The sequence below is a fragment of the Caldimonas hydrothermalis genome, from assembly GCF_056746695.1.
In genome coordinates this window covers 15,768-41,449 of the sequence record NZ_JBWQXA010000001.1, presented here as the reverse complement: position 1 = coordinate 41,449, position 25,682 = coordinate 15,768, and the positions used below count along the sequence as shown (strand labels likewise).

At 67.8% G+C, this 25,682-nt stretch carries 22 protein-coding genes and 2 pseudogenes; 13 read left to right on the top strand and 11 right to left on the bottom strand.

Features of this window, described 5'->3' with window-relative positions:
* The first annotated feature begins 21 nt into the window (after positions 1–21).
* The 4 genes from kdgD to AC1ECW_RS00170 are packed head-to-tail and all read left to right on the top strand — an operon-like array spanning position 22 to position 4,771.
* Positions 22–933 carry a 5-dehydro-4-deoxyglucarate dehydratase gene (gene kdgD, locus AC1ECW_RS00185; RefSeq protein ID WP_481200891.1) on the top strand — a complete coding sequence of 304 codons (912 nt, stop codon included), beginning with the start codon at positions 22–24 and terminating at the stop codon, positions 931–933.
* Positions 934–975: 42 nt separating this feature from the next.
* Positions 976–1,947, top strand: a complete 972-nt coding sequence (locus tag AC1ECW_RS00180) for a Bug family tripartite tricarboxylate transporter substrate binding protein (RefSeq protein WP_409705944.1) — start codon at positions 976–978, stop codon at positions 1,945–1,947.
* A 31-nt stretch (positions 1,948–1,978) separates the two neighbouring features.
* On the top strand, positions 1,979–3,319 hold the full coding sequence (gene gudD, locus AC1ECW_RS00175; RefSeq protein WP_481200890.1) for a glucarate dehydratase: 1,341 nt from the start codon (positions 1,979–1,981) through the stop codon (positions 3,317–3,319).
* 12 nt (positions 3,320–3,331) lie between these two features.
* The gene (locus AC1ECW_RS00170; protein WP_481200889.1) at positions 3,332–4,771 is read left to right on the top strand and encodes an aldehyde dehydrogenase family protein; all 1,440 of its coding nucleotides are present in this window, start codon (positions 3,332–3,334) and stop codon (positions 4,769–4,771) included.
* Positions 4,772–4,782: 11 nt separating this feature from the next.
* On the opposite strand, the gene AC1ECW_RS00165 is transcribed toward AC1ECW_RS00170, so the two are convergent.
* Both AC1ECW_RS00165 and AC1ECW_RS00160 read right to left on the bottom strand, forming a co-directional pair.
* The gene (locus AC1ECW_RS00165) at positions 4,783–5,604 is read right to left on the bottom strand and encodes a DUF3047 domain-containing protein (RefSeq protein WP_481200888.1); all 822 of its coding nucleotides are present in this window, start codon (positions 5,602–5,604) and stop codon (positions 4,783–4,785) included.
* A 105-nt stretch (positions 5,605–5,709) separates the two neighbouring features.
* Positions 5,710–5,979: a tripartite tricarboxylate transporter substrate-binding protein gene (locus AC1ECW_RS00160; RefSeq protein ID WP_481201205.1), complete on the bottom strand. Its 270-nt coding sequence runs from the start codon at positions 5,977–5,979 to the stop codon at positions 5,710–5,712.
* A gap of 89 nt (positions 5,980–6,068) precedes the next feature.
* Between AC1ECW_RS00160 and AC1ECW_RS00155 the strand changes: the two genes are divergently transcribed.
* The 5 genes from AC1ECW_RS00155 (at position 6,069) to AC1ECW_RS00135 (ending at position 11,233) form a co-directional block, all read left to right on the top strand.
* Positions 6,069–6,773, top strand: a complete 705-nt coding sequence (locus tag AC1ECW_RS00155) for an SDR family oxidoreductase (protein WP_409709749.1) — start codon at positions 6,069–6,071, stop codon at positions 6,771–6,773.
* A gap of 70 nt (positions 6,774–6,843) precedes the next feature.
* Complete coding sequence (locus tag AC1ECW_RS00150; RefSeq protein ID WP_409709752.1) at positions 6,844–6,996, top strand: hypothetical protein; 153 nt, start codon at positions 6,844–6,846, stop codon at positions 6,994–6,996.
* Between the two features lie 109 nt (positions 6,997–7,105).
* Positions 7,106–8,989 (top strand): type IV pili methyl-accepting chemotaxis transducer N-terminal domain-containing protein, encoded by a 1,884-nt coding sequence (locus AC1ECW_RS00145; RefSeq protein WP_409709755.1) that lies wholly within the window; start codon positions 7,106–7,108, stop codon positions 8,987–8,989.
* Positions 8,990–9,003: 14 nt separating this feature from the next.
* Complete coding sequence (locus AC1ECW_RS00140; RefSeq protein ID WP_409709758.1) at positions 9,004–9,687, top strand: response regulator; 684 nt, start codon at positions 9,004–9,006, stop codon at positions 9,685–9,687.
* A gap of 55 nt (positions 9,688–9,742) precedes the next feature.
* Entirely contained in the window at positions 9,743–11,233 is a 1,491-nt protein-coding gene (locus AC1ECW_RS00135) for a DUF294 nucleotidyltransferase-like domain-containing protein (protein ID WP_481200887.1), read from the top strand.
* 23 nt (positions 11,234–11,256) lie between these two features.
* On the opposite strand, the gene AC1ECW_RS00130 is transcribed toward AC1ECW_RS00135, so the two are convergent.
* Positions 11,257–12,927 carry a methyl-accepting chemotaxis protein gene (locus AC1ECW_RS00130; RefSeq protein ID WP_481200886.1) on the bottom strand — a complete coding sequence of 557 codons (1,671 nt, stop codon included), beginning with the start codon at positions 12,925–12,927 and terminating at the stop codon, positions 11,257–11,259.
* Between the two features lie 219 nt (positions 12,928–13,146).
* On the opposite strand from AC1ECW_RS00130, the gene AC1ECW_RS00125 reads away from it, so the two are divergent.
* On the top strand, positions 13,147–13,854 hold the full coding sequence (locus tag AC1ECW_RS00125) for a haloacid dehalogenase type II (RefSeq protein ID WP_409709695.1): 708 nt from the start codon (positions 13,147–13,149) through the stop codon (positions 13,852–13,854).
* Between the two features lie 31 nt (positions 13,855–13,885).
* Here the strand turns inward: AC1ECW_RS00125 and AC1ECW_RS00120 are convergent.
* Positions 13,886–13,993, bottom strand: a pseudogene (locus AC1ECW_RS00120) (IclR family transcriptional regulator); the annotation flags it as partial.
* On the opposite strand from AC1ECW_RS00120, the pseudogene AC1ECW_RS00115 reads away from it, so the two are divergent.
* Positions 13,976–14,362, top strand: a pseudogene (locus tag AC1ECW_RS00115) (2Fe-2S iron-sulfur cluster-binding protein); the annotation flags it as partial. The pseudogenes AC1ECW_RS00120 and AC1ECW_RS00115 overlap by 18 nt on opposite strands.
* A gap of 22 nt (positions 14,363–14,384) precedes the next feature.
* Here the strand turns inward: AC1ECW_RS00115 and AC1ECW_RS00110 are convergent.
* From AC1ECW_RS00110 to AC1ECW_RS00080, 7 genes are all read right to left on the bottom strand, one after another.
* Positions 14,385–16,538 (bottom strand): 3'-5' exonuclease, encoded by a 2,154-nt coding sequence (locus AC1ECW_RS00110; protein ID WP_481200885.1) that lies wholly within the window; start codon positions 16,536–16,538, stop codon positions 14,385–14,387.
* A complete protein-coding gene (locus AC1ECW_RS00105) occupies positions 16,535–16,912 on the bottom strand; it encodes a response regulator transcription factor (protein ID WP_409709567.1) in 378 nt (125 codons plus the stop codon). Before AC1ECW_RS00105 ends, AC1ECW_RS00110 begins: the two co-directional genes overlap by 4 nt.
* The gene (locus AC1ECW_RS00100) at positions 16,881–19,691 is read right to left on the bottom strand and encodes an ATP-binding protein (protein WP_481200884.1); all 2,811 of its coding nucleotides are present in this window, start codon (positions 19,689–19,691) and stop codon (positions 16,881–16,883) included. The genes AC1ECW_RS00105 and AC1ECW_RS00100 overlap by 32 nt, the downstream gene beginning before the upstream one ends.
* Before the next feature lie 4 nt (positions 19,692–19,695).
* Positions 19,696–19,893 (bottom strand): hypothetical protein, encoded by a 198-nt coding sequence (locus AC1ECW_RS00095; RefSeq protein WP_409660699.1) that lies wholly within the window; start codon positions 19,891–19,893, stop codon positions 19,696–19,698.
* 84 nt (positions 19,894–19,977) lie between these two features.
* Positions 19,978–20,343: a hypothetical protein gene (locus AC1ECW_RS00090; RefSeq protein WP_409709561.1), complete on the bottom strand. Its 366-nt coding sequence runs from the start codon at positions 20,341–20,343 to the stop codon at positions 19,978–19,980.
* A gap of 127 nt (positions 20,344–20,470) precedes the next feature.
* Positions 20,471–22,324, bottom strand: a complete 1,854-nt coding sequence (locus AC1ECW_RS00085; RefSeq protein ID WP_481200883.1) for a sodium:solute symporter family protein — start codon at positions 22,322–22,324, stop codon at positions 20,471–20,473.
* Between the two features lie 13 nt (positions 22,325–22,337).
* Positions 22,338–22,595 carry a DUF4212 domain-containing protein gene (locus tag AC1ECW_RS00080; protein ID WP_409704988.1) on the bottom strand — a complete coding sequence of 86 codons (258 nt, stop codon included), beginning with the start codon at positions 22,593–22,595 and terminating at the stop codon, positions 22,338–22,340.
* A gap of 377 nt (positions 22,596–22,972) precedes the next feature.
* On the opposite strand from AC1ECW_RS00080, the gene AC1ECW_RS00075 reads away from it, so the two are divergent.
* Both AC1ECW_RS00075 and AC1ECW_RS00070 read left to right on the top strand, forming a co-directional pair.
* Positions 22,973–24,262, top strand: a complete 1,290-nt coding sequence (locus AC1ECW_RS00075) for an MFS transporter (RefSeq protein WP_409704990.1) — start codon at positions 22,973–22,975, stop codon at positions 24,260–24,262.
* Positions 24,263–24,293: 31 nt separating this feature from the next.
* Positions 24,294–25,676 carry a NarK family nitrate/nitrite MFS transporter gene (locus tag AC1ECW_RS00070; protein ID WP_409704992.1) on the top strand — a complete coding sequence of 461 codons (1,383 nt, stop codon included), beginning with the start codon at positions 24,294–24,296 and terminating at the stop codon, positions 25,674–25,676.
* The last annotated feature ends 6 nt before the right edge of the window (positions 25,677–25,682 follow it).

The window sequence follows — 25,682 nt, the reverse complement described above, 5'->3', positions numbered from 1 at the left end:
TTCCAGCCTGTGAGCCTGTCCATGAGTCCTCAAGACCTGCAACGCACGATTTCTTCCGGCCTGTTGTCCTTTCCACTGACGGACTTCGACGCTGATCTGCGCTTTGCCCCCAAGCCCTACGCCGAACGCCTGGAGTGGCTCATGCCGTATGGGGCCAGCGCGTTGTTTGCTGCCGGTGGCACGGGCGAGTTTTTCTCGCTGGAGCCGCGGGAGTACGCCGATGTGATTCGTGTGGCGGTGCAGACCTGCAAGGGGCGCATGCCCATCATTGCCGGTGCCGGCGGGGGCACGATGCTGGCGATCCAGTACGCCCAGGAGGCCGAGCGTCACGGGGCGCAAGGGGTGCTGCTGCTGCCGCACTACCTGACCGAAGCCACACAAGAGGGGCTGGTGGCTCATGTCGAGGCGGTGTGCAAGAGCGTGCGCTTGGGGGTCATCGTCTACAACCGCGGGGCGTGCAGGCTCACGCCGCAGTCCTTGTCCATCCTGGCCGAGCGCTGCCCCAACTTGATTGGATTCAAGGATGGCATCGGTGATATCGAGGCTTTCGTGTCCATCCGTCAGCGCCTGGGCGATCGCTTCGCTTATCTGGGGGGCTTGCCCACGGCCGAGGTGTTTGCCGGTGCCTACAAAGCCATGGGGTGCCCGGTGTACTCGTCGGCGGTGTTCAACTTCATCCCCCGCACGGCCATGGCGTTCTACAACGCCCATGCCACCGGGGACACGGCCACGACCGACCGCCTCATCCGCGACTTCTTCCTGCCCTACATCGAGTTGCGCAATCGGGGCCACGGCTATGCGGTGAGCATCGTGAAGGCGGGCGCATCGATTGTGGGCCGCAGCGCCGGGCCCGTGCGGCCGCCGCTGTCGGAGTTGAAGCCCGCAGAGGTCGAACAACTGCGCGCGCTGATCCAAACGCTGGGGCCTCAATGAGTCGCAGGTGAATTCTCACGATCGATGCTCGAGGAGACTGTCATGTTGAGACTGAACGCCAAAAAATGGCTGCTTGCGTTGGCTGTGGGTTGGGGGCTGATGAGCAGCGCCTGGGCCTGGCCGGACAAGCCAGTGACCCTGGTCGTGCCGTTCCCGCCGGGGGGCTCCACCGACACCTTGGCCCGGGCGATTGCGCCCAAGCTGCAACAGCAGCTGGGCCAAAGCTTCATCGTTGAGAACAAGCCGGGGGCGACGGGCACCATCGGCGCCAGCCTGGTGGTGCGCGCACCGGCCGACGGCCACACGATCCTCGTGGCTTCTTTGGGGCCCTTCGTGATCGCGCCGCATTTGCTCAAGAGCGTGCCCTACGATGCCATCAAGGATCTCGACGGGCTGACGGTAGCCGTGCAGGCGCCCAATGTGCTGGTGGTGCCGGCGGCCTCGCCGTTCAAGTCGCTGTCGGATTTACTGGCCCATGCCAAGGCCCACCCTGGGAAGCTGACCTTCGCCTCATCGGGCAACGGCTCGTCCGACCACCTCACGGCCGAACTGTTTTGGCAGCAGTCGGGAACCACCGGCATTCACGTGCCCTACAAAGGCGGCGCACCTGCGATTTCCGACTTGTTGGGCGGTCAGGTGGACGCCTCGTTCCAGAACATCAACGCCATCATCCAACATGTGCGCACGGGCAAGCTGCGCGCCTTGGCCATCACCTCGACCCAGCGCTCCAAGCTCCTGCCCGAAGTGCCCACCCTGGACGAAGCGGGCATCAAAGGGGCTGATGTGTATTCCTGGCAAGGCATCGCGGCGCCGCGCGGATTGCCGGCGGACGTCAAAGCCAAGCTGCATGCCGCCTTGGTGGCAGCGCTCAACGATCCGCAAATCCGTGAACAGTTCGTTTCGGTTGGCTTTGAGCTGGTGGCCAACACGCCGGAACAGTTTGCCGCGTTCCAGCGCGCCGAGTACGAGCGCTGGCGCCAGCTGATCAAGGCGCGCAACATCACGGCCGACTGAGTTGGGACAGCGCCGTTCGTTTGGAGATTTCATGTCCTTGCACGACACCCCCCGCATCACGGCGTTGCGCGCGATTCCCGTCGCCGGCCGCGACAGCATGCTGCTCAACCTCAGCGGCGCGCATGGGCCGTTTTTCACGCGCAACCTGGTGATCCTCACAGACAGTGCCGGACGCACCGGCGTCGGTGAGGTGCCCGGCGGAGACAACATCCGTCAAACCCTCGAAGACGCCGCGCCCTTGGTCCTGGGGCAAACCTTGGGCGCGCACCGGCAGATCCTGCAACGGGTGCAACACGCCTTCGCCGAGCGCGATCGGGGCGGACGCGGCTTGCAGACCTTCGATTTGCGCACCACCATTCATGCGGTGGCGGCGCTGGAGTCGGCCTTGCTGGACTTGCTCGGCCAGCATTTGGGGGTGCCGGTGGCGGCTTTGCTGGGCGAAGGCCAGCAGCGCGACAAGGTGGAGATGCTGGGCTATCTCTTTTTCGTGGGGGATCGCACGCGCACCGATCTGCCGTACACCGACCCGGCCAGCGAAACCGGCGAAGACGAATGGTTCCGCGTGCGTCATGCCCCGGCACTGACGCCCGAGGCCATCGTGCGTCAGGCCGAGGCCGCGCACGCGCGCTACGGCTTCAACGACTTCAAGCTCAAAGGCGGTGTGTTGCGCGGCGAAGAGGAAGTCGAGGCGGTGCGCGCGTTGCACGAACGCTTTCCGAACGCCCGCGTGACGCTGGACCCCAATGGCGGCTGGCGGCTCAAAGACGCCATCCGCCTGATGCGCGATTTGCGCGGCGTGCTCGCCTATGCCGAAGATCCCTGCGGGGCTGAAGACGGCTTTTCGGGACGCGAGGTGATGGCGGAGTTCCGCCGCGCCACCGGCCTGCCCACGGCCACCAACATGATTGCCACCGATTGGCGTCAGATGGTGCATGCGCTGGCCTTGCAATCCGTGGACATTCCGCTGGCCGATCCGCATTTCTGGACGCTGTCGGGCTCGGTGCGGGTGGCGCAGACCTGCCGTGACTGGGGACTGACCTGGGGCTCGCACTCCAACAACCACTTCGATGTGTCGTTGGCCATGTTCACGCACGTGGCCGCTGCCGCGCCGGGCCGGGTCACGGCCATCGACACCCATTGGATCTGGCAAGACGGCCAGCGTCTGACGAAAGAGCCGCTGTCCATCCGCAACGGATTCGTCCAAGTGCCGGACAGGCCGGGACTGGGCATCGAGCTGGACATGGCCGAGGTGGAAAAAGCACATCAGCTGTATCTGCGGCATGGCCTGGGCACCCGAGACGACTCGATCGCGATGCAGTACTTGATCCCCAACTGGGCTTTCGACCCCAAGCGGCCTTGTCTGGTCCGCTGAACGAGACACACCATGTTCAAAAACCTGATCAATGGCCAATGGGTGGAGGGGCCTGGCGCCATTCGCAACATCAACCCCTCCGACACGCGCGATGTGATCGGCGAGTACGCTCAGGCCGATGCTGCGCAGGCGCGACAGGCCATTGCCGCAGCGCATGCCGCGTTCCCGGCTTGGTCGCTGAGCACACCGCAGCAGCGCTTCGACATCCTCGATGCGGTGGGCACGGAAATCCTGGCGCGGCGCGCCGAGCTGGGCGATTTGCTGGCCCGCGAGGAGGGCAAGACCTTGCCGGAAGCCGTTGGTGAGGTGGTGCGCGCCGGCAACATCTTCAAGTACTTTGCCGGCGAGGCCTTGCGCTGCGCGGGCGAGGTGCTGCCCTCGGTGCGTCCGGGGGTGGGGGTGGAGGTGACACGCGAGCCGCTGGGTGTGGTGGGTTTGATCACGCCCTGGAACTTCCCGATCGCCATTCCGGCCTGGAAAGTGGCGCCAGCGCTGGCGTATGGCAACACGGTGGTGCTCAAGCCGGCCGAACTCGTGCCGGGCTCGGCCTGGGCGCTGGCCGACATTGTCCAACGCGCCGGGCTGCCAGCCGGCGTGTTCAACCTCGTGATGGGCCGCGGCCGCGAGGTGGGTCAAGTGCTGCTGGACGATGCGCGCGTGGCGGCGGTCAGCTTCACCGGCTCGGTGGCCACCGGGCGTCAGGTGGCACAGGCTTGCGTGGCGCGAGGTGCGAAGTTCCAACTCGAGATGGGCGGCAAAAACCCCTTCGTGGTTCTGGACGATGCCGACATGGACGTGGCCGTCAGTTGCGCCATCAACAGCGGCTTTTTCTCCACCGGTCAGCGCTGCACGGCGTCTTCGCGCGTGATCGTCACCGAGGGGATCCACGACCGTTTCGTGGCCTCAATGATCGAGCGCATGCGGTGCCTGAAGGTGGACGATGCCCGCAAGCCGGGCACCGACATCGGCCCGGTGGTCGACGAGCGCCAGCTCGCCCAGGACCTCGAATACATCGCCATCGGCCAACGAGAAGGTGCGACGCTGGCCGCAGGGGGGCAACGCATCGACTGCAACGCCGACGGCGCGCCCGGCTACTACCTCACCCCGGCGCTGTTCACGCACACCACGCCGACCATGCGCATCAATACCGAGGAGATCTTCGGCCCGGTGGTCAGCGTGATTCGCGCCAGGGATTACGAGGAGGCTTTGCACTTGGCCAATGACACGCCCTTCGGCCTGAGTGCGGGCATTGCGACCACGAGTTTGAAGCACGCCACGCATTTCAAGCGTCATGCCCAGGCGGGCATGGTGATGGTGAACCTGCCCACCGCGGGCGTGGACTATCACGTGCCCTTTGGCGGGCGCAAAGCCTCGAGCTATGGGCCGCGCGAGCAAGGCCGCTATGCCGCCGAGTTCTACACGACGGTCAAAACCGCATACACGCTGTCATAGCGCAGCGCTTCTCAAGACCGTGTGAGCGAGATGTCGCCATACCAGGCGGTGAGCGCGATGTCCAGGTCGTCGCTGTCGGTGAGCACGCCCACGCTGCGCACCGGGCCGGGGTCTTCGCCGAAAACCCGACGGAAGTCGGCCACCACATCGCGCTCGTGCAAGCGCCAGCGTCCGGCCGGCTGCGTGCCGCTGTCGACGACGAGGTAGCGGATGCGTCCACTGCGGGCGTACTGGACCACCGTTTCGCGGGGCGCCCGGCCGTCCCAGACGTACATCAGGCTGGCATAGGGCAAGCGCTGACCGGTGAAAGCCTCGACCTGCTCGTAGAAGATCAGGTCGCGCAGCGACAGCCGCCGCAGGTCTCCATCGAAGGCCAGGATCACGCGCGCGGGCGCATCGTCGATGCGTGGATCGGTCACGGTCAGGCGAGGATCCACGTCGTCGACCCTCCAGGAAAAGCGCAGCCGGCCGGCGTGCAGCGGATCGATGTCTACCGGGCAGCGCAGGCCGGTGGCCGCGCCGAGGGAGTCGGCCCGCAGCACGGTGCGGCCGTCGTGCGCTTCGGTGCCGTAACGGGTCGGGCGCTTGTCTCGGCGCAAGACGTAGGGTTCCCAGCCCCTTGGCAGCCGGCCGTCGGGTGCCGAGGCCGAGAAGGGCGCCACTTGAGCGGGCGCGGCGGCCTCATCGGGCCCTGGGCCCTTGCGTTGCGCACAGCCGACCAGCGCTGCACAGGCCAGCACCGTTCGACTGAGCCAGCGGCGCCGCCCGGGATCGGGCAGGTCGCTGTTTGCGAGGGCGTCGGCAGTCGTCTGGAGGCGAACCGGTTCTTGCATGGGCGGGATGGGACCGAGAGACTTTCGATACTCCTATCCTCGCATGAAGTGTTCATGACGGTGCCTCGGCGCGGCGGCGGGCGGGCCGCCGCATCGTGGGGGGATTCAATCGAGCTTCACTTGAGCTTTCTGCACCAGCCGGGCGTAGCGCGCCTGCTCGGTTTTGAAGAACTGCAGTGCGGCCTCGGGTGAGGTGGGGTGGATGATGTTTTCCTGGCGGGCCATCGCGGCCTTGACCTCGGGGTCGGCAAAGGCAGCCACGACGGCGGCGTGGATGCGCTGCACCTGGGCCGCTGGCAGCCCGGCCGGGGCCACCACGGCGAACCAGCCGCCCACGTCCACGTCCGGGAAGCCCTGTTCGGCAAGGGTGGGCAGCTCGGGCGGTGCGCCCGCTGCGAACCGGCGCGCTGACAGGCTCTAACATGCCAGCCCGCATGTGCATCGAAACACAGGAGTGCTTCCCCATGGACTTCAGCCAACAGACCGTCCTCGTCACCGGCGCGGCCGGCAATCTCGGCCGCGCCGTGGCCCGGGCGTTTGCACAGCGCGGCGCCCGCCTGGTGCTGCTCGATCGTGAGCCTGCGGCCCTGCAGCGGGCCTACGGGGCCGACGACGCCACCCGCCTGACGCTTGCGGCCGACCTGCTCGATCCGTCGCAGGTGGAGGCGGCCGTGCAGCAGGCCTTGCAGCGTTTCGGCCGTCTGGACGTGCTGTGCAACATCGCCGGCGGCTTCCGCATGGGGCAGGCCGTGCATGAAACCTCGGATGCGACCTGGGATTTCCTGCTCGACCTCAATGCCCGCACGGTGGTACACACGGCGCGCGCGGTGGTGCCGCACATGCTGGCCGCAAGGGCGGGCAAGGTGATCCAGGTGGCAGCGGCCAGTGCCACCCAGGGCCGCGCGCAGATGGGGGCCTACTGCGCCTCCAAGAGCGCCGTGGTGCGTCTGACCGAGGCGATGGCGATGGAACTGCGTGAGCACGGCATCAATGTCAACTGCGTGATGCCCACGATCATCGACACGCCGGAGAACCGGGCCGCGATGCCCGACGCCGACCCTTCCCGCTGGGTGGCCCCGCAGGATCTGGCCGAGGTCATCGTTTTCCTGGCCTCGCCGGCGGCACGCGCCTTGCACGGGGCCGCGCTGCCCGTCAACGGCTTGAGCTGAGCGCGCCGGCCGCAGGCGATGACCTCACAGGTCATGGGCATGCGGCGATCGCGCGGATAAGCTGGCGGCCATGACACGCAACCCTTCCTCGGCGGGTGGCGAGACAGGCCGCGCGCGCACCGACGTGGGCGCCTTGCTGCGCCACTGGCGCCAGCAGCGCCACCTGTCGCAACTGGACCTGGCCCTGGAAACCTTCTTCCCGGCCCTTCTTCCCGGCCGATGAGGCCACCGCGCGTGTGCTGCGCGAGCAGATGGCGGCCGCACCCGGCTGAGCTCTTGAGGACTTGACGCGGATCAAGCCAGGCGGCCGGCTTGCGGCCTAGAGTGGCCGCATGAGACGCCATCCGGGGACGCTGTGGGCCAAACTGGCCCTGTTGTGCACGGCCTTCTTGCTGGCCGCGCTGACCTCGATCGGCCTGACGCTGTGGATCACCTGGCAGATCGAGGGGGGGGCGGCCGCGGTCAATGAGGCCGGCCGGCTGCGCATGAAGAGCTACCAGCTCGCGCTCGAGGTCGAGCGCCGGGCCGACCCGGCCGTGATCGAGGAACGGCTGCGCCGATTCGACCAGGGCCTGGAGCTGTTGCTCACCGGCGACCCCTCCCGCCCGCTCTTCGTACCCTGGAACGAGGCCACCCGCAGCCGGTTCGACGCCGTGCGCAGCCAGTGGCGCAGCCTGCGCGAGCGCTGGCAGGGCGCTGTACCGTCGGCCGCCTCTGGCGACGTCGAACGCTTCGTGGGGGCCATCGATGATTTTGTCGGCGCCATCGAGCAGCAATTGTCCTTGTGGACGGCCATCTTGCACGCCGTGCAACTGGGCATCCTTGCACTGGCCATCGCGGTGGGGGTGGCTTTGCTGTATGCCGGCCACCTGTTCGTGATCCATCCGCTCAACCGCCTGCAGCGCGGCCTGCAGCGCGTGCAGGCGCAGGACTTTGCTGCGCGGGTCGAGGAAGGATCGAGCGAGGAGTTCGATCAGCTCGCCCGCGGCTTCAACCGCATGGCGCAGACGCTGCAGGCGCTCTATGCCAACCTGGAAGGACGGGTGGCCGAGAAGACCGCCCGGCTGGAACAGCAGCGCGAGCGCCTGGCCGCACTGTACGAGACCAGCGCGCTCTTGGCCGAGGCCGCCACGCTGGATGAGCTGGCCCAGGGGTTTGCGCGCCAGGTGCGGCGCCTGGCGCGGGCCGACGCGGTGGCCGTGCGCTGGTCCGACGAGGCCAACCAGCGCTATCTGCTGCTGGCCGGCGACGGCCTGCCCCAGTTCATGAGCGAGCACGAGCAGTGCGTGCAGACCGGCAGTTGCCACTGCGGCCAGGCCGTGGACGGCGCGAGCACCCGGGTCATTCCGATCGTCTCGTCCCGACCCTCCGGACGGGATCTGTGCGCGCAGGCTGGCTACCAGACCCTGGTGTCGGTGCCGGTGCGGCTGCAGCACCGGCTGCTGGGGGAGGTGGATCTCTTCTTCCGCAGCGACACCGCACTGGGCGAGGACGAACGATCCCTGCTCGAGGCCCTGGCGGCCCATCTGGCCGGGGCCATGGAGGGCCTGCGCGCCGAGGCGCTGGGCAAAGAGGCCGCGGTGGCCCAGGAGCGCAGCCTGCTGGCGCAGGAGTTGCATGACTCCATCGCCCAGTCGCTGGCCTTTCTGAAGATCCAGGTGCAGCTGCTGCGCGAGGCCCTGCGCCGCGCCGATCCCGACGCGGTGGAGCGGGTGCTGGGCGAGCTCGATGCCGGCGTGCGCGAGAGCTACAACGACGTGCGCGAACTGCTGCTGCACTTCCGCACCCGCGCCAGCGGCGAGGACATCGAGCCGGCGCTGCGCGCGACGCTGCAGAAGTTCGAGTTGCAAAGCGGGATGCGGGCGCACCTGTCGATGCATGGCCATGGCCTGCCGCTCGATCCGGACGTGCAGATCCAGGTCCTGCACGTGGTGCAGGAAGCCTTGTCCAATGTGCGCAAGCATGCACAGGCCCGCGAAGTCTGGGTGGACGTGCAGCAGACCCCGGTGTGGCGCTTCGAGGTGCGCGACGACGGCGTGGGCTTCGATGCCGCTGCAGCCCCCCCCGACGAAACCCATGTGGGCCTGCGCATCATGCGCGAGCGCGCGGCCCGCATCGGCGCGTCGGTGCACATCGACACCCAGCCCGGCCACGGCACCCGCGTGGTCCTGACCCTGCCCGGTCCGGCCGTGCCGGCCCAAGCGCTGGCCGCCTGAACCCACCCCTGCCCATGCCTGCTGCTCCTGCCCGCATCCGCCTGCTGGTCGTCGATGACCACACCCTGTTTCGCCGCGGCATCGTGGCCCTGTTGGGCCTGGAGCCGCGGCTGCAGGTGGTGGGCGAAGCCGGCGATGCCGGGCAGGCCCAGCGCCAAGCACGCGAACTGCAGCCCGACCTCATCCTGCTGGACAACCACCTGCCCGGGGTGAACGGTGTGGATGCGCTGGCCGGCCTGCGTGAGGTGGCACCGCGTGCGAAGGTGCTGATGCTCACCGTCAGCGAGGACGAGCAGGACCTCGCCGCGGCGCTGAAGGCCGGTGCACGCGGCTATGTGCTCAAGACCATCGACGGCCCGGACCTGGTGCGGGCCATCGAGCGCACGATGGCTGGCGACTCGGTCGTCAGCCCCGAACTGACGGCCAAGCTGGTGGCGGCCTTCCAGGCCCTGCACGCCGCCCCCGGCGCGCCCGCGCCGCCTGAACCGGCCGCGGCCGAGCCGCTGGACACCCTGTCGCCGCGCGAGCGCGAGATCCTGGGCCAGATCGCTCGGGGGGCCAGCAACAAGGAGATCGCCCGCGAACTCGGCATCGCCGAGACGACGGTCAAGATCCACGTCCAGCACATCCTGCGCAAGCTGGGCTTGAGCTCGCGTGTGCAGGCGGCCGTCTATGCCAGCGAGCGCCAGCGCGGTTGAGCTTGCTCAGGGTACCCCTCTGGTCAGGCCGGGGCTGGCCGGCGATGATGGGGCCATGCACGCACCTTGGCCTCCCCCCGACCCGACCGTCCCCGGCCCGGCGCCCGGTGGGCGCGAGCAGCACCTGCACCTGCTGAGCGAACCGCTGTCGGGCCTGCGCTGGCGCGATCCCGTCACGGTGCCGCCCACGGCCAGCGTGCGCGAGGCGGCGCAGCTCATGCAGCAGCAGGGGGTGTCGTCGGTGCTGGTGGTCGAGCAGGGCCGCCTGTTCGGCCTGGTGACCGACCGCGACCTGCGCAACCGGGTCGTGGCGGCCGGGCTCGATCCGTCGCGCCCGGTCATGGACATCGCCACGCTGGCGCCCCTGACCCTGGACGAGCGCCGCCCCGCGATCGAGGCCTTGATGCTGATGGCGCGGCACAACATCCACCACCTGCCGCTCATGGACGGAGAGCGCGTCACCGGCCTGGTCACGGTGCGCGACCTGACCGAGCGGCACGGCACCACCGCGGTGTATCTCGTCGGCGAGATCCACAAGCAGCCCAATCTGGAGGGGCTGGTGCGCGTGAGCCGGCGCCTGCCCGAGTTGCAGCGCCACCTCGCGGCGGCCGACGCCTCGGCCCATGCCACGGGCCACCTGATCACCGCTGTCACCGATGCCTTCACCGCCCGGCTGATCCACCTCGCCGAAAGCCGCCTGGGCCCGCCGCCGGTGGACTACGTCTGGGTGGCCGCCGGCTCGCAGGCCCGCTGCGAGCAAACCGCCAAGACCGACCAGGACAACTGCCTGGTGCTCGACGACGGCTACGACGAAGCCCGGCACGGCGCCTACTTCGAGGCTTTCGCACGCTTCGTCTGCGATGGCCTGGCGGCCTGCGGCTATGTGCACTGCCCCGGCGAGATGATGGCGATGACGCCGGCCTGGCGCCAGCCCCAACGCCGCTGGCGTCAGTACTTCCGCACTTGGATCGACGAGCCCGAGCCCAAGGCGCTGATGCTCACCTGCGTGTTCTTCGACCTGCGCGCGGTGCACGGCCGCACCGAGCTGCTCGAACAGGTGCGCAGCGACATGCTCGAGCGCACGCGCGGCAACGGCATCTTCCTGGCCTACATGGTGGGCAACGCCTTGGCCCATCGGCCGCCGCGGGGCCTGTTCGGCGGGATTGCGCCGATCCGCAGCGGCGAGCACCGCGGTGCCATCGACCTCAAGCACTCCGGCATCGTGCCCATCGTCGACCTGGCGCGCATCTATGCCCTGGCCGGGGCGCTGGAGGAGGTGAACACGCAAGACCGCCTGCAGCGTGCGGCCGACAGCGGCGAGATCAGCGCCGACGGCGTGCGCGACCTGCGCCAGGCGCTGGAGTTCCTGGCGGCGATGCGCATCCGCCACCAGGCCGGCCAGATGGCGCAAGGCCACCCGCCCGACAACTTCCTCGTCGTCGACCGCCTGTCCAACTTCGAGCGCCGCCAGCTCAAGGAGGCCTTCGACGTCGTCCACACCCTGCAAAGCGTGCTGGAGCAGCGTTTCCAGGCCGGGCGCTTCTGAGTGAGGAGTGAGCGGGCCGTGCCTCAGTGCGTGCGCCAACCATCGTCGTCGCCGGCATCGCGCGGCGAGGGGGCGAGGGCTTGCGCACTGGAGGCCTGGGCGCGGGCAATGGCCTGCGCCGCCTCGTGTTCACTCAGTTTGAATTGGGAGACGGCCTCCACCAGACGGCGGGCCTGCTGGGCCAGGCTGTCGGCGGCGGCGGCCGCTTGTTCCACCAGCGCGGCGTTTTGCTGCGTCACCTGGTCGAGCTGGCCCACGGCATCGTTGATCTGGTTCAGGCCCGAGGTCTGCTCGGTGGTGGCCGCGCTGATCTCCTGGATGAGATCGGTCACTCGCTTGACTTGTGCCACGATGTCATTCATGGTCTGCCCGGCCTGATCCACCAGGCCACTGCCGGCTTCCACCCTCTCCACACTGGCCTGGATCAGGCTCTTGATCTCCTTGGCGGCCTGGGCCGATCGCTGGGCGAGGTTGCGCACCTCGCCGGCCACCACGGCAAAGCCGCGGCCTTGCTCGCCGGCGCGGGCGGCCTCCACCGCGGCGTTCAGCGCCAGGATGTTGGTCTGGAAGGCAATGCCGTCGATCACGCCGATGATGTCGGCGATCTTCTTGGAGCTGGCGTTGATCTCGCCCATGGTGTGCACCACCTCGCCCACCACCTGGCCGCCCTTGGCCGCCACGTCGCTAGCCACGCCAGCGAGCTGGGCGGCCTGGCGGGCGGTCTCGGCATTGTGTTGAACGGTGCTGACCAGTTGCTCGATCGAGGCGGCGGTCTGCTGCAGGTTGCTGGCTTGCTCCTCGGTGCGCTGCGACAAGTCGGCATTGCCGCTGGCGATCTGGCTGGAGCCGGTGGCGATGTGGTCGCTGCCGGTGCGCACGCTGCCCACCACGCGGCGTAGCGCCTCTTGCATGGTGTGCATGGCGTGAACCACGCTGCCGGGCCGCGCGTGCGAAGTGTCGATGGCCCTGGTCAGGTCTCCTTCGGCGATGGCATTGGCCACCGCGGCCACGTCGGCCGGCTCGCCGCCGAGCTGGCGGGTCAGCCGCCGGGTGAGCCAGATGCCCAGGCCCAGGCCCACGGCGAAGCCGCCCAGGGTCAGGGCGATCATCGCGACACGGCCGCTGGCGAAGGTGGCCGTGGTGGCCTCGGCCAGGCCGGCCGCATCGGCCTGCTTGCGCTGCATGAGCTGCTTGAGCAGTGCATCGGCCTCGTCCACCGCCGGGCGCAGTTCATTGCTCAGCATGTCGGCGGCAGTCCAGGCCTCGCCGGGCGGTTCGCTGTCCAGGCGCGTGAGCAGCTCGTCCACCACCTGGGACACCTTTTGCACCTGTTCGCGCGCGCGATGCACCTGCTGCTTGACCTCGTCCGTGAAGAACCGGGTCTCCGTGCGCCCCAGGGCTTCGCGGGTGGCTTCCAGGCGGGCCCGGGTGGACGCGATGTGCTTCTGGCGCTCGCCCAAGGTGTCGGCGAACACCGCATTCGTCGCGGCCCGGTTGGCCTCGAGCAGGGCCAAGGCCGTCTCGGCCGCGGCATTCAGACCGACGACCTGACGGTCGTACATCTGGTGGGCGAGGTCGTTCATCTGGGCTGAACGCCACAGCCCGACCGCACCGATGAGCGCGCCGATCACACAGACGATCGAAAAGCCACCGATCAATTGCGTGCCGACTCGCAGGTTGCGCAGGATATTCATGAAGTGTGCTCCTCGGAAAGGACAAGGCGCCCTGGGCGCCTTTCGGGCCTCATGGGGCGTATGTCGAGCACTATCGGCATGGCCGGTGCAAACTGAAGGGGCAGCGCAGCCCGTCGCAGATCCATCGGGCGATTCAAGGGCGCAGATCGCGCGTTTGGGGGGGCGGGCCGGTGCGAGGTTTGAGACACTGGCGGAACATCTTTTCCTGGAGCCAGCGCCATGACGTTTGTGCGCGCCCTTGTCTTCGATGTCTTTGGCACCCTGGTGGACTGGCGTACCAGCATCGCCCGCGAGGTGCAGCTCGCGCTGCAGCGCCTGGGCTTGCGGGTGGATGCGCTGGCCTTTGCCGATGCCTGGCGGGACGAGTACCAGCCGGCGATGGAGGAGGTGCGCTCGGGCCGGCGGCCGTTCTCGACGCTGGATATCCTGCACCGCCGCAACCTCGACGTGGTGCTGCGCCAGTTTGGCCTGGACGCCGCGGTCGACGAGCCCATGCGCGTGCACCTGAACCGCGCCTGGCACCGGCTCGACGCTTGGCCCGACGTGAGGCCGGCGCTGGCGCGGCTGCGCGAGCGCTTTCTCGTCGCCCCGTGCTCGAACGGCAATATCTCGCTGATGGTGGACCTGGCGCGGCGCAACGACTGGCACTGGGATGCCATCCTGGGGGCCGAGGTGGCGCGCGATTACAAGCCCAAGCCCGAGGTCTACCTCGCCGCGGCACGCGCCTTCGATTGCGACCCCCACGAGGTGATGATGGTCGCGGCCCATTCTTCCGACTTGGCCGCGGCCGCCGCGGCGGGCCTGCGCACTGCCTTCATTGCCCGCCCCGATGAGCATGGACCGGGGCGGGGGGAGGTCCGGGCTGGCGTGCCGGTGGACTTGGAGGCCGCCGATCTGGCCGACCTGGCCGACCGGATGGGCGCCTGAGCCGTTCCGGCGTGTCGCAGGCGGGGCCGGATCAGGCTCGATGACCCAGCGCCGCGCTGGCCGCACGGGCCTCGGCGGCCACGGCCTGGGCGATCGGGCCCTGCGGGTTGGCGTCGAAGCCGCCGGTGGCCCCCAGCGCATGCTCGACGAACTGGAGCGGCTGGCAGCCGCCTGGCCCGAAGACGCTTTGCGCGTCGAGCACTTCTCGGGCGGGGCACGGCGACTCGATCCTGCACAGGAGCAGCCGTTCGAGGTGGAGCTGCGCAGCTCGGGGCTGCGTCTGCAGGTGCCGGCCGACAAGACGCTGCTGGAAGTGCTGCGGGCGTCGAATGTGGATGTGCAAAGCGACTGCGAGGAAGGCCTGTGCGGCAGTTGCGAGGTCGGCGTGCTCGACGGCGAGGTCGATCACCGCGACAGCGTGCTGGGCCGCGCCGAGCGTGAGGCGCACCAGCGCATGATGGCCTGCTGCTCGCGAGCGCGCTGCCCGCGCCTGGTGCTCGACCTGTGAAGGCCGGCCCGCGCCCCGGCCTTCAGTAGCTGATGCGCGCGTAGAAGGTCTTCTTCGAGGCGTCCCGCGCCTGCCCGAGGGTGTGGATGCCCTGGGCCGCCAGCAGCGGGATGAGCTTGAGGAAGATCTCGGCCGTCACGATGGCGTCGCCCAGCGCAGTGTGGCGGCCGAACACCGTCACGCCCAGGCGCTCGGCGATGGCTTCGAGCTTGTGGGAGTCCTGGTGCGGGTGCACCACGGCCGACAGCAGCAGGGTGTCGAGCACCGGCTGGTCGAAGCGCACGCCGGTGCGGGCCTCCTTGAGCTGCAGGAAGCGCATGTCGAAGGCCGCGTTGTGCGCCACCAGCACCGTGTCGCGGGCATAGGCGTGGAACGCCGGCAGCACCGTGTCGATCGTGGGCTGTCCCTGCACCATCTCCGGCGTGATGCCGTGGATCGGGATGCCGGCGGCCGGAATGGGGCGCTGCGGATCGACGAGCTGCTCGAAGCACTCGTGGCGCAGCAGCCGGCCGTTGACGATGCGGGTGGCACCGATCTGGAGGATTTCGTCGCCGGCCGAGGGCTCCAGGCCGGTGGTCTCGGTGTCGAACACCGTGTACACCAGGTCCACCAGCCGGCGCTGGGCCAGCTCCTCGGTCGAGTCGGTGGTGCGGAAAAGGTCGAAGTCGTAGAACTCCGGGCGGCTGTCGCCCACGGCCGGCGGCGCAGGATCGGCCGCCTCGGGCGCGGCCGCCTGGGGCAGCAGGAAGCGGAAGAAGGCCTGGTTGCGCGTGCGCTCGCGCTCGAACCAGAACTCGCCGCCGTGGCGGTCGAGCACCTCGCGCACGCTCAGCGGCGAGGCTGCGGCTTCGCCCTGCATGGGGTCGAGCTCCCAGCTCATCACGGTCTCGGTGCTCATGGCCTGGCCGGGCCAGACCAGGTCGAGGTGGGCATGGGAACCCGCCGGGGCCAGGCGCAACTGCAGGTAGCGCACCTGGTACTCCTCCACCAGCCGGCCGGCCAGGTAGGCCAGGGCCTGCAGCAGCGAGAAGCTGTCCACACGCAGCCACACGGTGGAATCGACCTCCCCGACGGTGACGCGCGCCCCATGGGCGGCCTGAAGGCGCTGGGCGGCGGCGGCCACGAAGTCGGCGCCGAGCATGTCCTCCAGAGGCCAGCGGGTCTGGCGGGCTTCGGTGCTGCGCCGCGCCAGCTCGGTCAGCCGGCGGCTCATCGTGGCGGTCTCCTCGCGGATCACGCGCTGGAAGCGCTCGCGCATCGAGGGTTCCAGCCCGGGGTCGTCCAGCACCTCGACGGCCGCCTGCAGGGCCGCCAGCGAGGCGCGAGTGCCCTGGATGAGGTCGTGCAGCACCCGGTCGCGCTCGCTTTCGGCCTCGAAGGCCTCGGTGATGTTCTCCAGCATCAGCAGAAAGCCGCCCAGACCCGACTCCGAATGGTCGCGCACCGGCGTCATCTGCACGCGCAGCAACTGGCCCGTGGCCGTGCTGGTGACGAACTGGGCCGACGGCTCGGGGTGTCCGCGCTCGATCTGACGGCGCACGGTGTCCAGCGCATGCGCCACCAGGCGGCGGTCGATCACGGTGTAGATGGAGCGACCCAGACCGATCAGCTCGGCTCCGTCGGCCAGGGCCGGCACGCTCGACAGGGCGCGGAACTGGCTGCGCGCCCGGGCGTTATAGAGCAGCATGCGCCCGTCGAGGTTGCACACCACCACCGCCTGCCTGAGCTCGGCCATCAGCGCGGCCAGGCGCGAGCGTTCCTGTTCGACGCGCTCGCTGGCCAGGCGCACCTGCTGGGCCATGTCCTCGCGCAGCCGCGCACGCTGGCGCACGAGTTCATTGATCACCCCGGTGAGGGCGCGCAGCTCGGCGCTGCCGCGCGGCGCGATCTCGCGCACGATGCCGGTGCCCAGCACGGTCTGGGTGTCCTCGGCCAGCCGGGCCGCGGCGGTGATCCAGCGCCGGTAGACCGGACGCAACACGAACACGACCACCCCCAGCGTGAAGACGAACGCCATGAAGACCAGGGGCGCACGCTCGCTCAGCACCGATCGCAGCAGGCCGCGCTGAGCATCGTCGACGGTGGACAGCACGAGCACCAGGCTCAGCGCTGCCCACAGCAGCAGCGCCAGCGCGAAAGCCAGCAGGGCCACGACGAAGCGGCGGTCGATTCTCACGAGCCCTGCGCCTCCAGCATCTCTCGCACCTTGCCCACCAGCTCCTTGGTGGAAAAGGGCTTGGTCATATAGGCGTCGGCCCCTAGCGCCAGGCCTTTGGCGATGTCGGTGTCGCGCCCCTTGGCGGTGAGCATCAGGATGCGCACGCCGCGCAGACTCTCGTCGGCGCGGACTTCCTGACAGACCTCGAAGCCGGTGCGGCGAGGCATCATCACATCCAGCAGCACCAGCGCAGGCGGGTCGGCGCGGATGGCGTCCAGGGCCTCCTGCCCGTCGCGCGCCAGGACCACCTCGTAGCCCTCGCGCTTCATCAGGTACTCCAGCGACAGCAGGATGTTGGGCTCATCGTCCGCGATGAGGATCTTGGCAGGCATGCTCGTCTCCGTTCAGGGGTGCTTGACTCGAGAGTTCGTCGGCCGGTGTCCAGGGCAGCCACAGGCAGAAGCAGGCTCCCGTTGCGGCATCGTCGAGCCACATGCGTCCGCCGAAATGCTCCACGATCTGCCGGCTGATCGGCAAGCCCAGGCCGGTGCCCTGGCGACGGATGTCCTCGTCACCGCCCTGACGGAACTTCTCGAACACCGTGGCCCGCAGGGCCTCGGGCACGCCGGGGCCGTTGTCGTGCACCTCGATACGCACGCCGCGTTCGTCGGGCGTGACCCGCACGTCCACACGGCCACGCCCCTGTGGCACGAACTTGGCGGCGTTGGTCAGCAGGTTGAGCATCACCTGGGTCAGCCGGTCGCGGTCGGTGCGCAGCGTGCGCAAGCCGTGCGGCAGGTGCAGATGGACCTCGGCCCCGCGCTCGTGGAAGAGCTCCCGGGTGGTCTTCACCGCCTGCTCCAGCAGCGCGGCCAGGTCCACGTCGGTGGGGTGCCACTCGGCGTGGCCCGACTCGATCTTGGCCATGTCCAGCACTTGGTTGACCAGGCGGCTCAGGCGCTCGGTTTCGCTGACGATGAGGCCCAGGAATTGCTGGCGCTGCGCGCGGTCCATGTCGGCGTCGTCGAGCATCAGCTCGGACAGCGCACGGATCGAGGTGAGCGGCGTGCGCAACTCGTGGGTGACCGAGGACATGAAGTCGTCCTTGAGGCGGTCCAGGCTCTTGAGCTGCTCGTTGGCCTGGCGCAGCTCGGCCGTGAGCTGCTCGAGCGCGTGCGACTTCTCCTCCAGCTCGCGCGAATGGGCCCGCAGTTGCGAAGTCTCCTCCAGCATGCGCATCACGTCGTCGAGGTCCAGCGCCTCCTCCTCGACCACCGAGGCCACCATCACGCGCGCCGAGGCGCTGCCGATGGCCCCGGCGAGCTGGGTTTCCACATACTGCACCAGCCGGGCATCGGGTGGGATGCGTTCGATGCTGGGGGCGCCGACCCGGCGGGCATAGTCCTCGAAGAGCCGGCGTGCATGCACCGGCCCGAGGAAGCGGGCCACCAGCGGCAGCAGGTCGGCCACCTGGGCACGGCCACGCCAGAACACCGGGCGCGTGGCCTGGGTGCGATCGAACACATCGACGAACAGCATCGCTTGGCTGGCCTCGTGGGCGGAGGGCCCGCGCCACAATGAGACGCCCACGTAGGCACCGACGTTGGCCAGCAGGCTCCAGAACAGCGAGTGCGTAAGGTAGTCCAGGCCGCTCACCCCGAGCAGGGCCTCGGGCTTGAGCAGTTCCCACCCGAAGGGGCCGCGATCCAGCAGCGAGGCGTCCAGCCAGCCCGACTTGACGAACGAAGGCAGCAGCAGGGTGTAGACCCACAGCGCAAAACCCGCCAGCAGGCCGGCCATCGCGCCCTCACGGGTGCCCCCTTTCCAGTACATGCCGCCCAGCATCGCCGGCGCGAACTGGGCCACCGCGGCAAAGCTGATCAGGCCGATGCTCACCAGGGCGTAGGCCTCGCCGGCCAGGTGGAAGTACAGGTAGCCCAGCAGCAGGATGCCCACGATGGCGGCGCGCCGGATGCCCAGCAGCACCCCGGTGAGGTCGCCGCCCGAGCGGGCCTGCACGCGCCGTGCACGCAGCAGCCAGGGCATGATGAGGTCGTTGCACACCATCGTGGAGACGGCGATGGCCTCCACGATGACCATGCCGGTGGCGGCCGACAGGCCGCCGATGAAGGCCAGCAGGGCCAGCGCCTGCTGGCCGTCGCTCAGTGGCAGCGAGATGAGGAAGCCCTCGGGGTTCTGGCTGCCCCGCTCGAACAGCATCAGCCCGCCCAAGGCAATGGGCAGCACGAAAAGGTTGATGAGCAGCATGTAGGCGGGGAAGGCCCACGCGGCTCGTCGGAGGTGGTTCTCGTCCACGTTTTCCACCACCATCACCTGGAACTGCCGCGGCAGGAAGATGACCGACAGCATGGACAGCAGCGTGAGGGCGAACCACGACCCGTAGGCGAAGCCATTGCCCTGCGCCGCGCCCTGTGAGGGGCTGAGCAGCGGGGCCAGCTCCGGGTCCGCCAGGGCCCGGCCGAAAAGATCGCCCAGGCCGTCGTACAGCCCCCAGGTGACGAAGGCACCGACGGCCAGGAAGGCGAGCAACTTGACCAGCGATTCGAAGGCAATGGCCGCGACCATACCTTCGTGACGCTCGGTGCTGTCGAGATGCCGCGCCCCGAAGACGATCGTGAAGCCGGCCAGCACCAGCGCCACGTACAAGGCGGTGTCCTGCCACCACGGCAGGCCTTTGGGTGTGGCGCCCAGGGGGCTCACCGGAGGTTGCGTCAGCAATCCGTAGCCCACCGAGATGGCCTTGAGCTGCAGCGCGATGTAGGGCACGATGCCCACCACGGTGATCAGCGTCACCAGCCCGGCCAGGGCGGGGCTCTTGCCGTAGCGGCTGGCGATGAAGTCGGCGATCGAGGTGATGCGATAGGTCTTGGCGATGCGGATCATCTTGCGCACCACCATCCACGCCAGCACCATGGCCAGCGTGGGGCCGAGGTAAATCGGCAGGAACCACACGCCGGAGCCGGCGGCACGTCCCACGCTGCCGAAGTACGTCCACGCCGTGCAGTACACCGCCAGCGACAGGGTGTAGATCCATGCATTGCCGATGATCGAGCGGCCCTCGGCGGCGCGGCGATCGCCGTGGTAGGCCACGGCGAACAGCAGCAGCAGGTAGGCGAAGGCGGTGACGATGACCAGCGGCGCACTGAGCACGGTGTCAGTCGTCCAGACGTTCCACCAGCCAGGCGGTCACGCCGATCAGCACCGCCCATACCAGGAACAGCGCCGCCGGGAACAGCGGCACCCCCAGCACCGTGGCCTCGCGGTCCCACAGCGCCATCAGCGGAAAGTTCAGCGACAGCCAGCCGGCGAAAAACACGAACACCAGCCGCTGCGCCCCCAGGCTCCTGAACATCGGCGTCTCCTCATCCAGGGGGTGTCGTCCATGGCGGCAAGGCTCTCTGTATCGACGATTGTGCCCCTTCCTCTGACCGACACCTTACGGTGAACCCCCAGGACCACGACGGCGTGCGGCCGAAAGCCCATGGGCCTGACGGCTCAGGGCGAAGGAGGCGAAGATTTTGAGCCACAGCGTCGAGCCGGCGATGGCGATCCATTCGTCGCGCCCCAGGGCCTGGAAGCCGAGCACGGCCACCAGCACCCCCACCAGCACCAGGCCGCCCACGAGGTTGATGATCAGCTCGTAGGGGGCATAGCGCTCGGCGTTGGGCGCGGGCAAGCCCTTCTTGAGCGCCACCTCCGAGAAATCGCGGCGCACACCGATGCGCCAGGCGCGGCGCAGCCAGAAAAAGGCCACCGGAATGAGCGCCAGCAGGAAGAACCAGTTGAGGAGATAGATGCTCATGGTCTTGGACCGAGGTGGATTCGATTCTCGCAACAAAAAGACCCCGCCGGGGGGGCCGACGGGGTCCCGGGGGTGGGCGGCCCGGCAGGCCGCCCACAGCCGCAGCGGGCCGCTCAGTGTGGGCTGCTCAGTGGGCCGTGGCGGCGCCGGCGCCCTTGGGCGTGCGCACGGCGTCCACCATCGCGGCGATGTGCGAGGGCACGGGCGCCGAGACCTTGCTGACCAGGAAGGCGACCGCGAAGTTCACGATCGCGCCCACCGTGCCGAAAGCCTCGGGGGTGATGGTGAAGAAGCTGTTGGCCCCGCCGATCAGGTTGAGGTAGTCCGTGCCCGGGATGAAGAAGATGCCCTTGTGCGCGAACACGTAGAACAGCGTCACCGCCAGGCCCGCAATCATGCCGGCGCTTGCGCCCTTGTCGGTCACCGTCTTGCTGAAGATGCCCATCATCAGGGCCGGGAAGATCGTCGAGGCCGCAATCCCGAAGGCCAGGGCCACTGTGCCGGCGGCAAAGCCCGGCGGGTTCAGGCCCAGGTAGCCGGCCACGAAGATGGCGCCGGCCATCGCGATCTTGCCGGCCAGCAGCTCGCTCTTCTCGCTGATGTCGGGCTTGATCGCGCCCTTGATCAGGTCATGCGAGATCGCCGAGGAGATCGCCAGCAGCAAGCCCGCGGCCGTCGACAGGGCGGCGGCCAGGCCGCCGGCGGCCACCAGCGCGATCACCCAGTTGGGCAGTTGCGCGATCTCGGGGTTGGCCAGCACGATGATGTCGGCGTTCACCGTCAGCTCGTTGCCCTTCCAGCCGGCGGCTTCGGCCTTGGCCAGCACGTCGGGGTTCTTCGTGGCGCTGTTGTAGAACTGGATGCGGCCATCGCCGTTCTTGTCTTCCCATTTCAGCAGCCCGGTCTTCTCCCAGCGCTTCATCCAGTCGGGACGCTGCTCGTAGACCAGGCTGGCCTCAGGGGCGAACAGGTCGCTGTTGGCCTTGACCGCATCGGCATTCACCGCCATCTGACCGACCTCGTTCTGGGTGATGCCCACGGCGGTGTTGGTGGTGCCGAAGAGATTCAGGCGGGCCATCGCCCCCACGGCCGGAGCCGTGGTGTACAGCAGCGCGATGAACACCAGCGCCCAGCCGGCCGACGAGCGGGCATCGGCCACCTTGGGCACGGTGAAGAAGCGCACGATCACATGCGGCAGGCCGGCCGTGCCGATCATCAGCGAGATCGTGTAGAAAACCATGTTGATCGTGCTGCCGGCGGCGGTGGTCGTGTACTGGCCGAAGCCGAGATCCGTCACCACCTGGTCGAGCTTGGCCAGCAGCGACACGTCGGTGCCGGCCAGGTTCGCGCCCAGGCCCAGCTGTGGCAGGAAGTTGCCGGTGAGGTTCAGCGAGATGAAGAACGCCGGCACCAGGTAGGCCACGATCAGCACGATGTACTGCGCCACCTGGGTGTAGGTGATGCCCTTCATGCCGCCGAACACTGCATAGGCGAACACGATGGCCATGCCGATGTAGATGCCCTGGTCGCTGGTCACCCCCAGGAAACGTGCGAAGGTCACGCCCACGCCCGTCATCTGGCCGATGATGTAGGTGATGGAGGCCACCAGCAGGCAGATCACGGCCACGTTGCGGGCGAACTGCGAGTAGTAGCGGTCCCCGATGAACTCGGGCACCGTGAACTTGCCGAACTTGCGCAGGTACGGAGCCAGCAGGCAGGCCAGCAGCACGTAGCCACCCGTCCAGCCCATCAGGAACACCGCGCCGCCATAGCCCATGTTGGAGATCAGGCCGGCCATCGAGATGAAGGAGGCGGCCGACATCCAGTCGGCGGCCGTGGCCATGCCGTTGGTCACGGGGTGCACGCCCCCGCCGGCCACGTAGAAGTCTTTCGTGCTGCCGGCACGTGCCCAAATGGCAATGCCGATGTAGATCGCGAAGCTCAGCCCCACGATCAGGTAGGTCATCGTTTGAAGATCCATGGTCCGTCCCCGATCAGTCTTCTTGCATGCCGAACTTGCGGTCGATCTCTTTCATCTTCTTCGCGTACCAGAAGATCAGTGCGATGAAGATGTAGATGGACCCTTGCTGGGCGAACCAGAAACCCAGCGGATAGCCGCCCAGGTGGATGGCATTGAGTGCCGGGGCGAACAGGATACCGGCGCCATAGGACACCAAGGCCCAGATCACCAGCACCTTGGTCAGCAAGCCCAGGGTCGCTGACCAGTAGGCTTTTGCGTTGTTGTCTTCCATCGAGTGTCTCCTCTCGAAACGTGAAAAGGGAGTCCAGGGCGGTGATGGGGCCGCCCTGCAAATCGCGCTGCAGATCCTGACCTGCACCGTTGCCTTGCAATGTGGTGGGCAAGGCTTACGGCCACCTTATGCCGCGGGTAAGTCCCAACGCGTTTGCTCGTGCGCCTGTCGCCATATCGCACGTCCACCGTGGGATGTCAGGTAGATGTCAATTTCAACCGCCTGGGTTGAAGTCCGGCGTCAATAGTCCGGAAGAACGATGGGCACCTGCGGACCCTCGTTCTTCCGGACGGCCGGCAACGCCTTGCAGAAGGATGGGCAAGGCCGGTCCCGCTTCCTACAGTGGCTGCCATGGAGAAGAGCAAGGAGTGATCCCCATGGCGGCCCCCCAAGCAGGATCGGCAACGGTCCCCCCCATTCCGGTAAAGGCCTGGTCGGTGCTGATCGTCAGCACCCTGGCCTTCACGGTGTGCTTCATGGTGTGGATGATGTTCGGCGTCATCGGCATCCCGCTGAAGAAGGCCCTGAACCTCAACGCCACCGAGTTCGGCCTGCTGATGGCCACACCGGTGCTCACCGGCTCGCTGGTGCGCGTGCCGCTGGGCATCTGGACCGACCGCTATGGCGGTCGCATCGTGATGACGCTGCTGATGGCCGCTACCGTGCCGGCCATCTGGTTGATGGCCTATGCCACACAGTTCTGGCACTTCCTCGTCATCGGCCTGTTCGTCGGCCTGGCCGGCGGTTCGTTCTCGGTGGGCACCCCTTACGTGGCGCGCTGGTTTCCCAAGCAGCGCCAGGGCTTTGCAATGGGCGTGTATGGCGCGGGCAACTCGGGTGCGGCTGTGAACAAGTTCGTCGCGCCGGTGATCCTGGTGGCCTTCGGCTGGACGATGGTGCCGCAGGTGTATGCGGCCATCATGCTCGGCACCGTGGTGCTGTTCTGGATGTTCAGCCACAGCGACCCCAGTCACTTGGTGCCCAGCCACGTCAGGTTCACCGACCAGCTCAAGGCGCTGAAGGACCTGCGGGTGCTCAAGTACTGCCAGTACTACAGCATCGTGTTCGGCGGCTATGTGGCGCTGAGCCTGTGGATGGTGCAGTACTACGTGGGGGAGTACGGCCTGGACATCCGCGTGGCTGCCTTGCTGGCGGCCTGCTTCTCGCTGCCCGGCGGGGTGCTGCGGGCCATCGGCGGTTGGCTGAGCGACAAGTACGGCGCTCACAGCGTCACCTGGTGGGTGATGTGGGTGAGCTGGATCTGCCTGTTCCTGCTGAGCTATCCGCAGACCGAGTTCACGGTGCTCACCGTGGACGGCGCGCGCAGCTTCACGATCGGCCTGAATGTGTATGTCTTCACCGCGCTGATGTTCATCCTGGGCATCGCATGGGCCTTCGGCAAGGCCAGCGTCTTCAAGTACATCAGCGACGACTACCCGAACAACATCGGCGCCATCTCCGGCATCGTGGGCCTGGCCGGCGGCCTGGGCGGCTTCATCCTGCCCATCATGTTCGGCGCCTTGCTCGACCTCACCGGCATCCGCTCCAGCGCCTTCATGCTGCTCTACGGCGTGGTGTGGGTGTCGCTGATCTGGATGTACTTCACCGAGGTGCGCCGCCGCGAAGTGCTCGGCGCCAACACTGGCGGCCTGGCCCCCCAGAGCTGATCTTCAACAGAACCCCCCAACGGAGGCTGACGTGGCTTCTCATGTGATTGAACGCTGGAACCCTGAAGACCAGACGTTCTGGAACCAGCAAGGCGCGTCCATCGCGCGCCGCAACCTGTGGATCTCGATTCCGGCGCTGACCCTGGCCTTTGCCGTGTGGATGGTGTGGTCGGTGGTGGTGGTCAACCTGCCCGCCGTGGGCTTCAAGTTCAACACCAACCAGCTCTTCTGGTTGGCGGCGCTGCCCGCGCTGTGCGGCGCGACGCTGCGCATCTTCTACTCCTTTGCCGTGCCGATTTTCGGCGGGCGACGCTGGACTGCGATCTCCACTGCCAGCTTGCTGCTACCCGCGCTGGGTATCGGCTTGGCGGTGCAGAACTTGGCCACGCCTTATGAGGTCTTCGTGCTGCTGGCCTTGTTGTGCGGCCTGGGCGGCGGCAACTTCGCCTCCAGCATGAGCAACATCAGTTTCTTCTATCCCAAATCGAAAAAGGGCTATGCGTTGGGCATGAACGCTGGCCTGGGCAATCTGGGCGTCTCATTGGTGCAGTTCGTCGTGCCTTTGGTGATCACCACGGGCGTGTTCGGTGTCCTGGGCGGCGAGCCGGCGATGGTCACCCGCAACGGGCAGCAGGTGCCGATGTGGCTGCAAAACGCAGGATTCATCTGGGTGCCGTTCATCGTGGCTGCCACGGTGGCCGCCTGGTTTGGGATGAACGATCTCAAAGAAGCCCAAGCCTCTTTCGCCGACCAGGCCATCATCTTCAAACGCAAACACAATTGGTTGATGTGCTGGCTCTACATCGGTACCTTTGGCAGCTTCATTGGGTACTCGGCCGGCTTTCCTCTGCTCATCAAGAGCCAGTTTCCAGAGGTCAACGCCTTGTCGTACGCCTGGCTGGGCCCGCTGGTGGGCGCGCTGATCCGCCCGGTGGGCGGCTGGCTGTCCGACAAACTGGGTGGCGCCCGCGTGACGTTCTGGACCTTCATCGTGATGGGCTTGGGCGTGGCCGCGGTGCTGCAGTTCCTGCCAGCCGATGGGCGCGCCGGTAACTTCAACGCTTTCCTGATCTCCTTCCTCGTGCTGTTTGCTGCGGCCGGCGTGGGCAACGGCTCGACCTTCCGGATGATCCCCATCATCTTCCTGACCGAGCGCCAGCGTGCGGCCGGTTCAGGCGCGGCGGCCCAGGAGCAGGCCCAGCGTGACGCCAACAAGGAGGCCGCTGCGGTGCTGGGCTTCAGCTCGGCCGTGGGGGCCTATGGCGGCTTCTTCATTCCCAAGGGTTACGGCACGTCCATCGCCCTGACGGGCGGGCCCGAGGCCGCGCTGTACGTCTTCATCGTCTTCTACGTCACCTGCGTGGCCATCACTTGGTGGTACTACAGCCGCAAGAACGCGCCCATGCCCTGCTGATCCAGC

Excerpts from the sequence above, each read along its gene's own strand:
- AC1ECW_RS00080 (WP_409704988.1), bottom strand. The coding sequence starts at position 22,595 with ATGGAAGACAACAACGCAAAAGCCTACTGGTCAGCGACCCTGGGCTTG.
- AC1ECW_RS00150 (WP_409709752.1), top strand. The coding sequence starts at position 6,844 with ATGACACGCAACCCTTCCTCGGCGGGTGGCGAGACAGGCCGCGCGCGC.
- AC1ECW_RS00145 (WP_409709755.1), top strand. The coding sequence starts at position 7,106 with ATGAGACGCCATCCGGGGACGCTGTGGGCCAAACTGGCCCTGTTGTGC.
- AC1ECW_RS00165 (WP_481200888.1), bottom strand. The coding sequence starts at position 5,604 with ATGCAAGAACCGGTTCGCCTCCAGACGACTGCCGACGCCCTCGCAAAC.
- AC1ECW_RS00180 (WP_409705944.1), top strand. The coding sequence starts at position 976 with ATGTTGAGACTGAACGCCAAAAAATGGCTGCTTGCGTTGGCTGTGGGT.
- AC1ECW_RS00125 (WP_409709695.1), top strand. The coding sequence starts at position 13,147 with ATGACGTTTGTGCGCGCCCTTGTCTTCGATGTCTTTGGCACCCTGGTG.
- AC1ECW_RS00130 (WP_481200886.1), bottom strand. The coding sequence starts at position 12,927 with ATGAATATCCTGCGCAACCTGCGAGTCGGCACGCAATTGATCGGTGGC.
- AC1ECW_RS00090 (WP_409709561.1), bottom strand. The coding sequence starts at position 20,343 with ATGAGCATCTATCTCCTCAACTGGTTCTTCCTGCTGGCGCTCATTCCG.
- AC1ECW_RS00170 (WP_481200889.1), top strand. The coding sequence starts at position 3,332 with ATGTTCAAAAACCTGATCAATGGCCAATGGGTGGAGGGGCCTGGCGCC.
- AC1ECW_RS00135 (WP_481200887.1), top strand. The coding sequence starts at position 9,743 with ATGCACGCACCTTGGCCTCCCCCCGACCCGACCGTCCCCGGCCCGGCG.
- AC1ECW_RS00075 (WP_409704990.1), top strand. The coding sequence starts at position 22,973 with ATGGCGGCCCCCCAAGCAGGATCGGCAACGGTCCCCCCCATTCCGGTA.
- AC1ECW_RS00085 (WP_481200883.1), bottom strand. The coding sequence starts at position 22,324 with ATGGATCTTCAAACGATGACCTACCTGATCGTGGGGCTGAGCTTCGCG.
- gudD (WP_481200890.1), top strand. The coding sequence starts at position 1,979 with ATGTCCTTGCACGACACCCCCCGCATCACGGCGTTGCGCGCGATTCCC.
- AC1ECW_RS00155 (WP_409709749.1), top strand. The coding sequence starts at position 6,069 with ATGGACTTCAGCCAACAGACCGTCCTCGTCACCGGCGCGGCCGGCAAT.
- AC1ECW_RS00140 (WP_409709758.1), top strand. The coding sequence starts at position 9,004 with ATGCCTGCTGCTCCTGCCCGCATCCGCCTGCTGGTCGTCGATGACCAC.
- AC1ECW_RS00095 (WP_409660699.1), bottom strand. The coding sequence starts at position 19,893 with ATGTTCAGGAGCCTGGGGGCGCAGCGGCTGGTGTTCGTGTTTTTCGCC.
- AC1ECW_RS00105 (WP_409709567.1), bottom strand. The coding sequence starts at position 16,912 with ATGCCTGCCAAGATCCTCATCGCGGACGATGAGCCCAACATCCTGCTG.
- kdgD (WP_481200891.1), top strand. The coding sequence starts at position 22 with ATGAGTCCTCAAGACCTGCAACGCACGATTTCTTCCGGCCTGTTGTCC.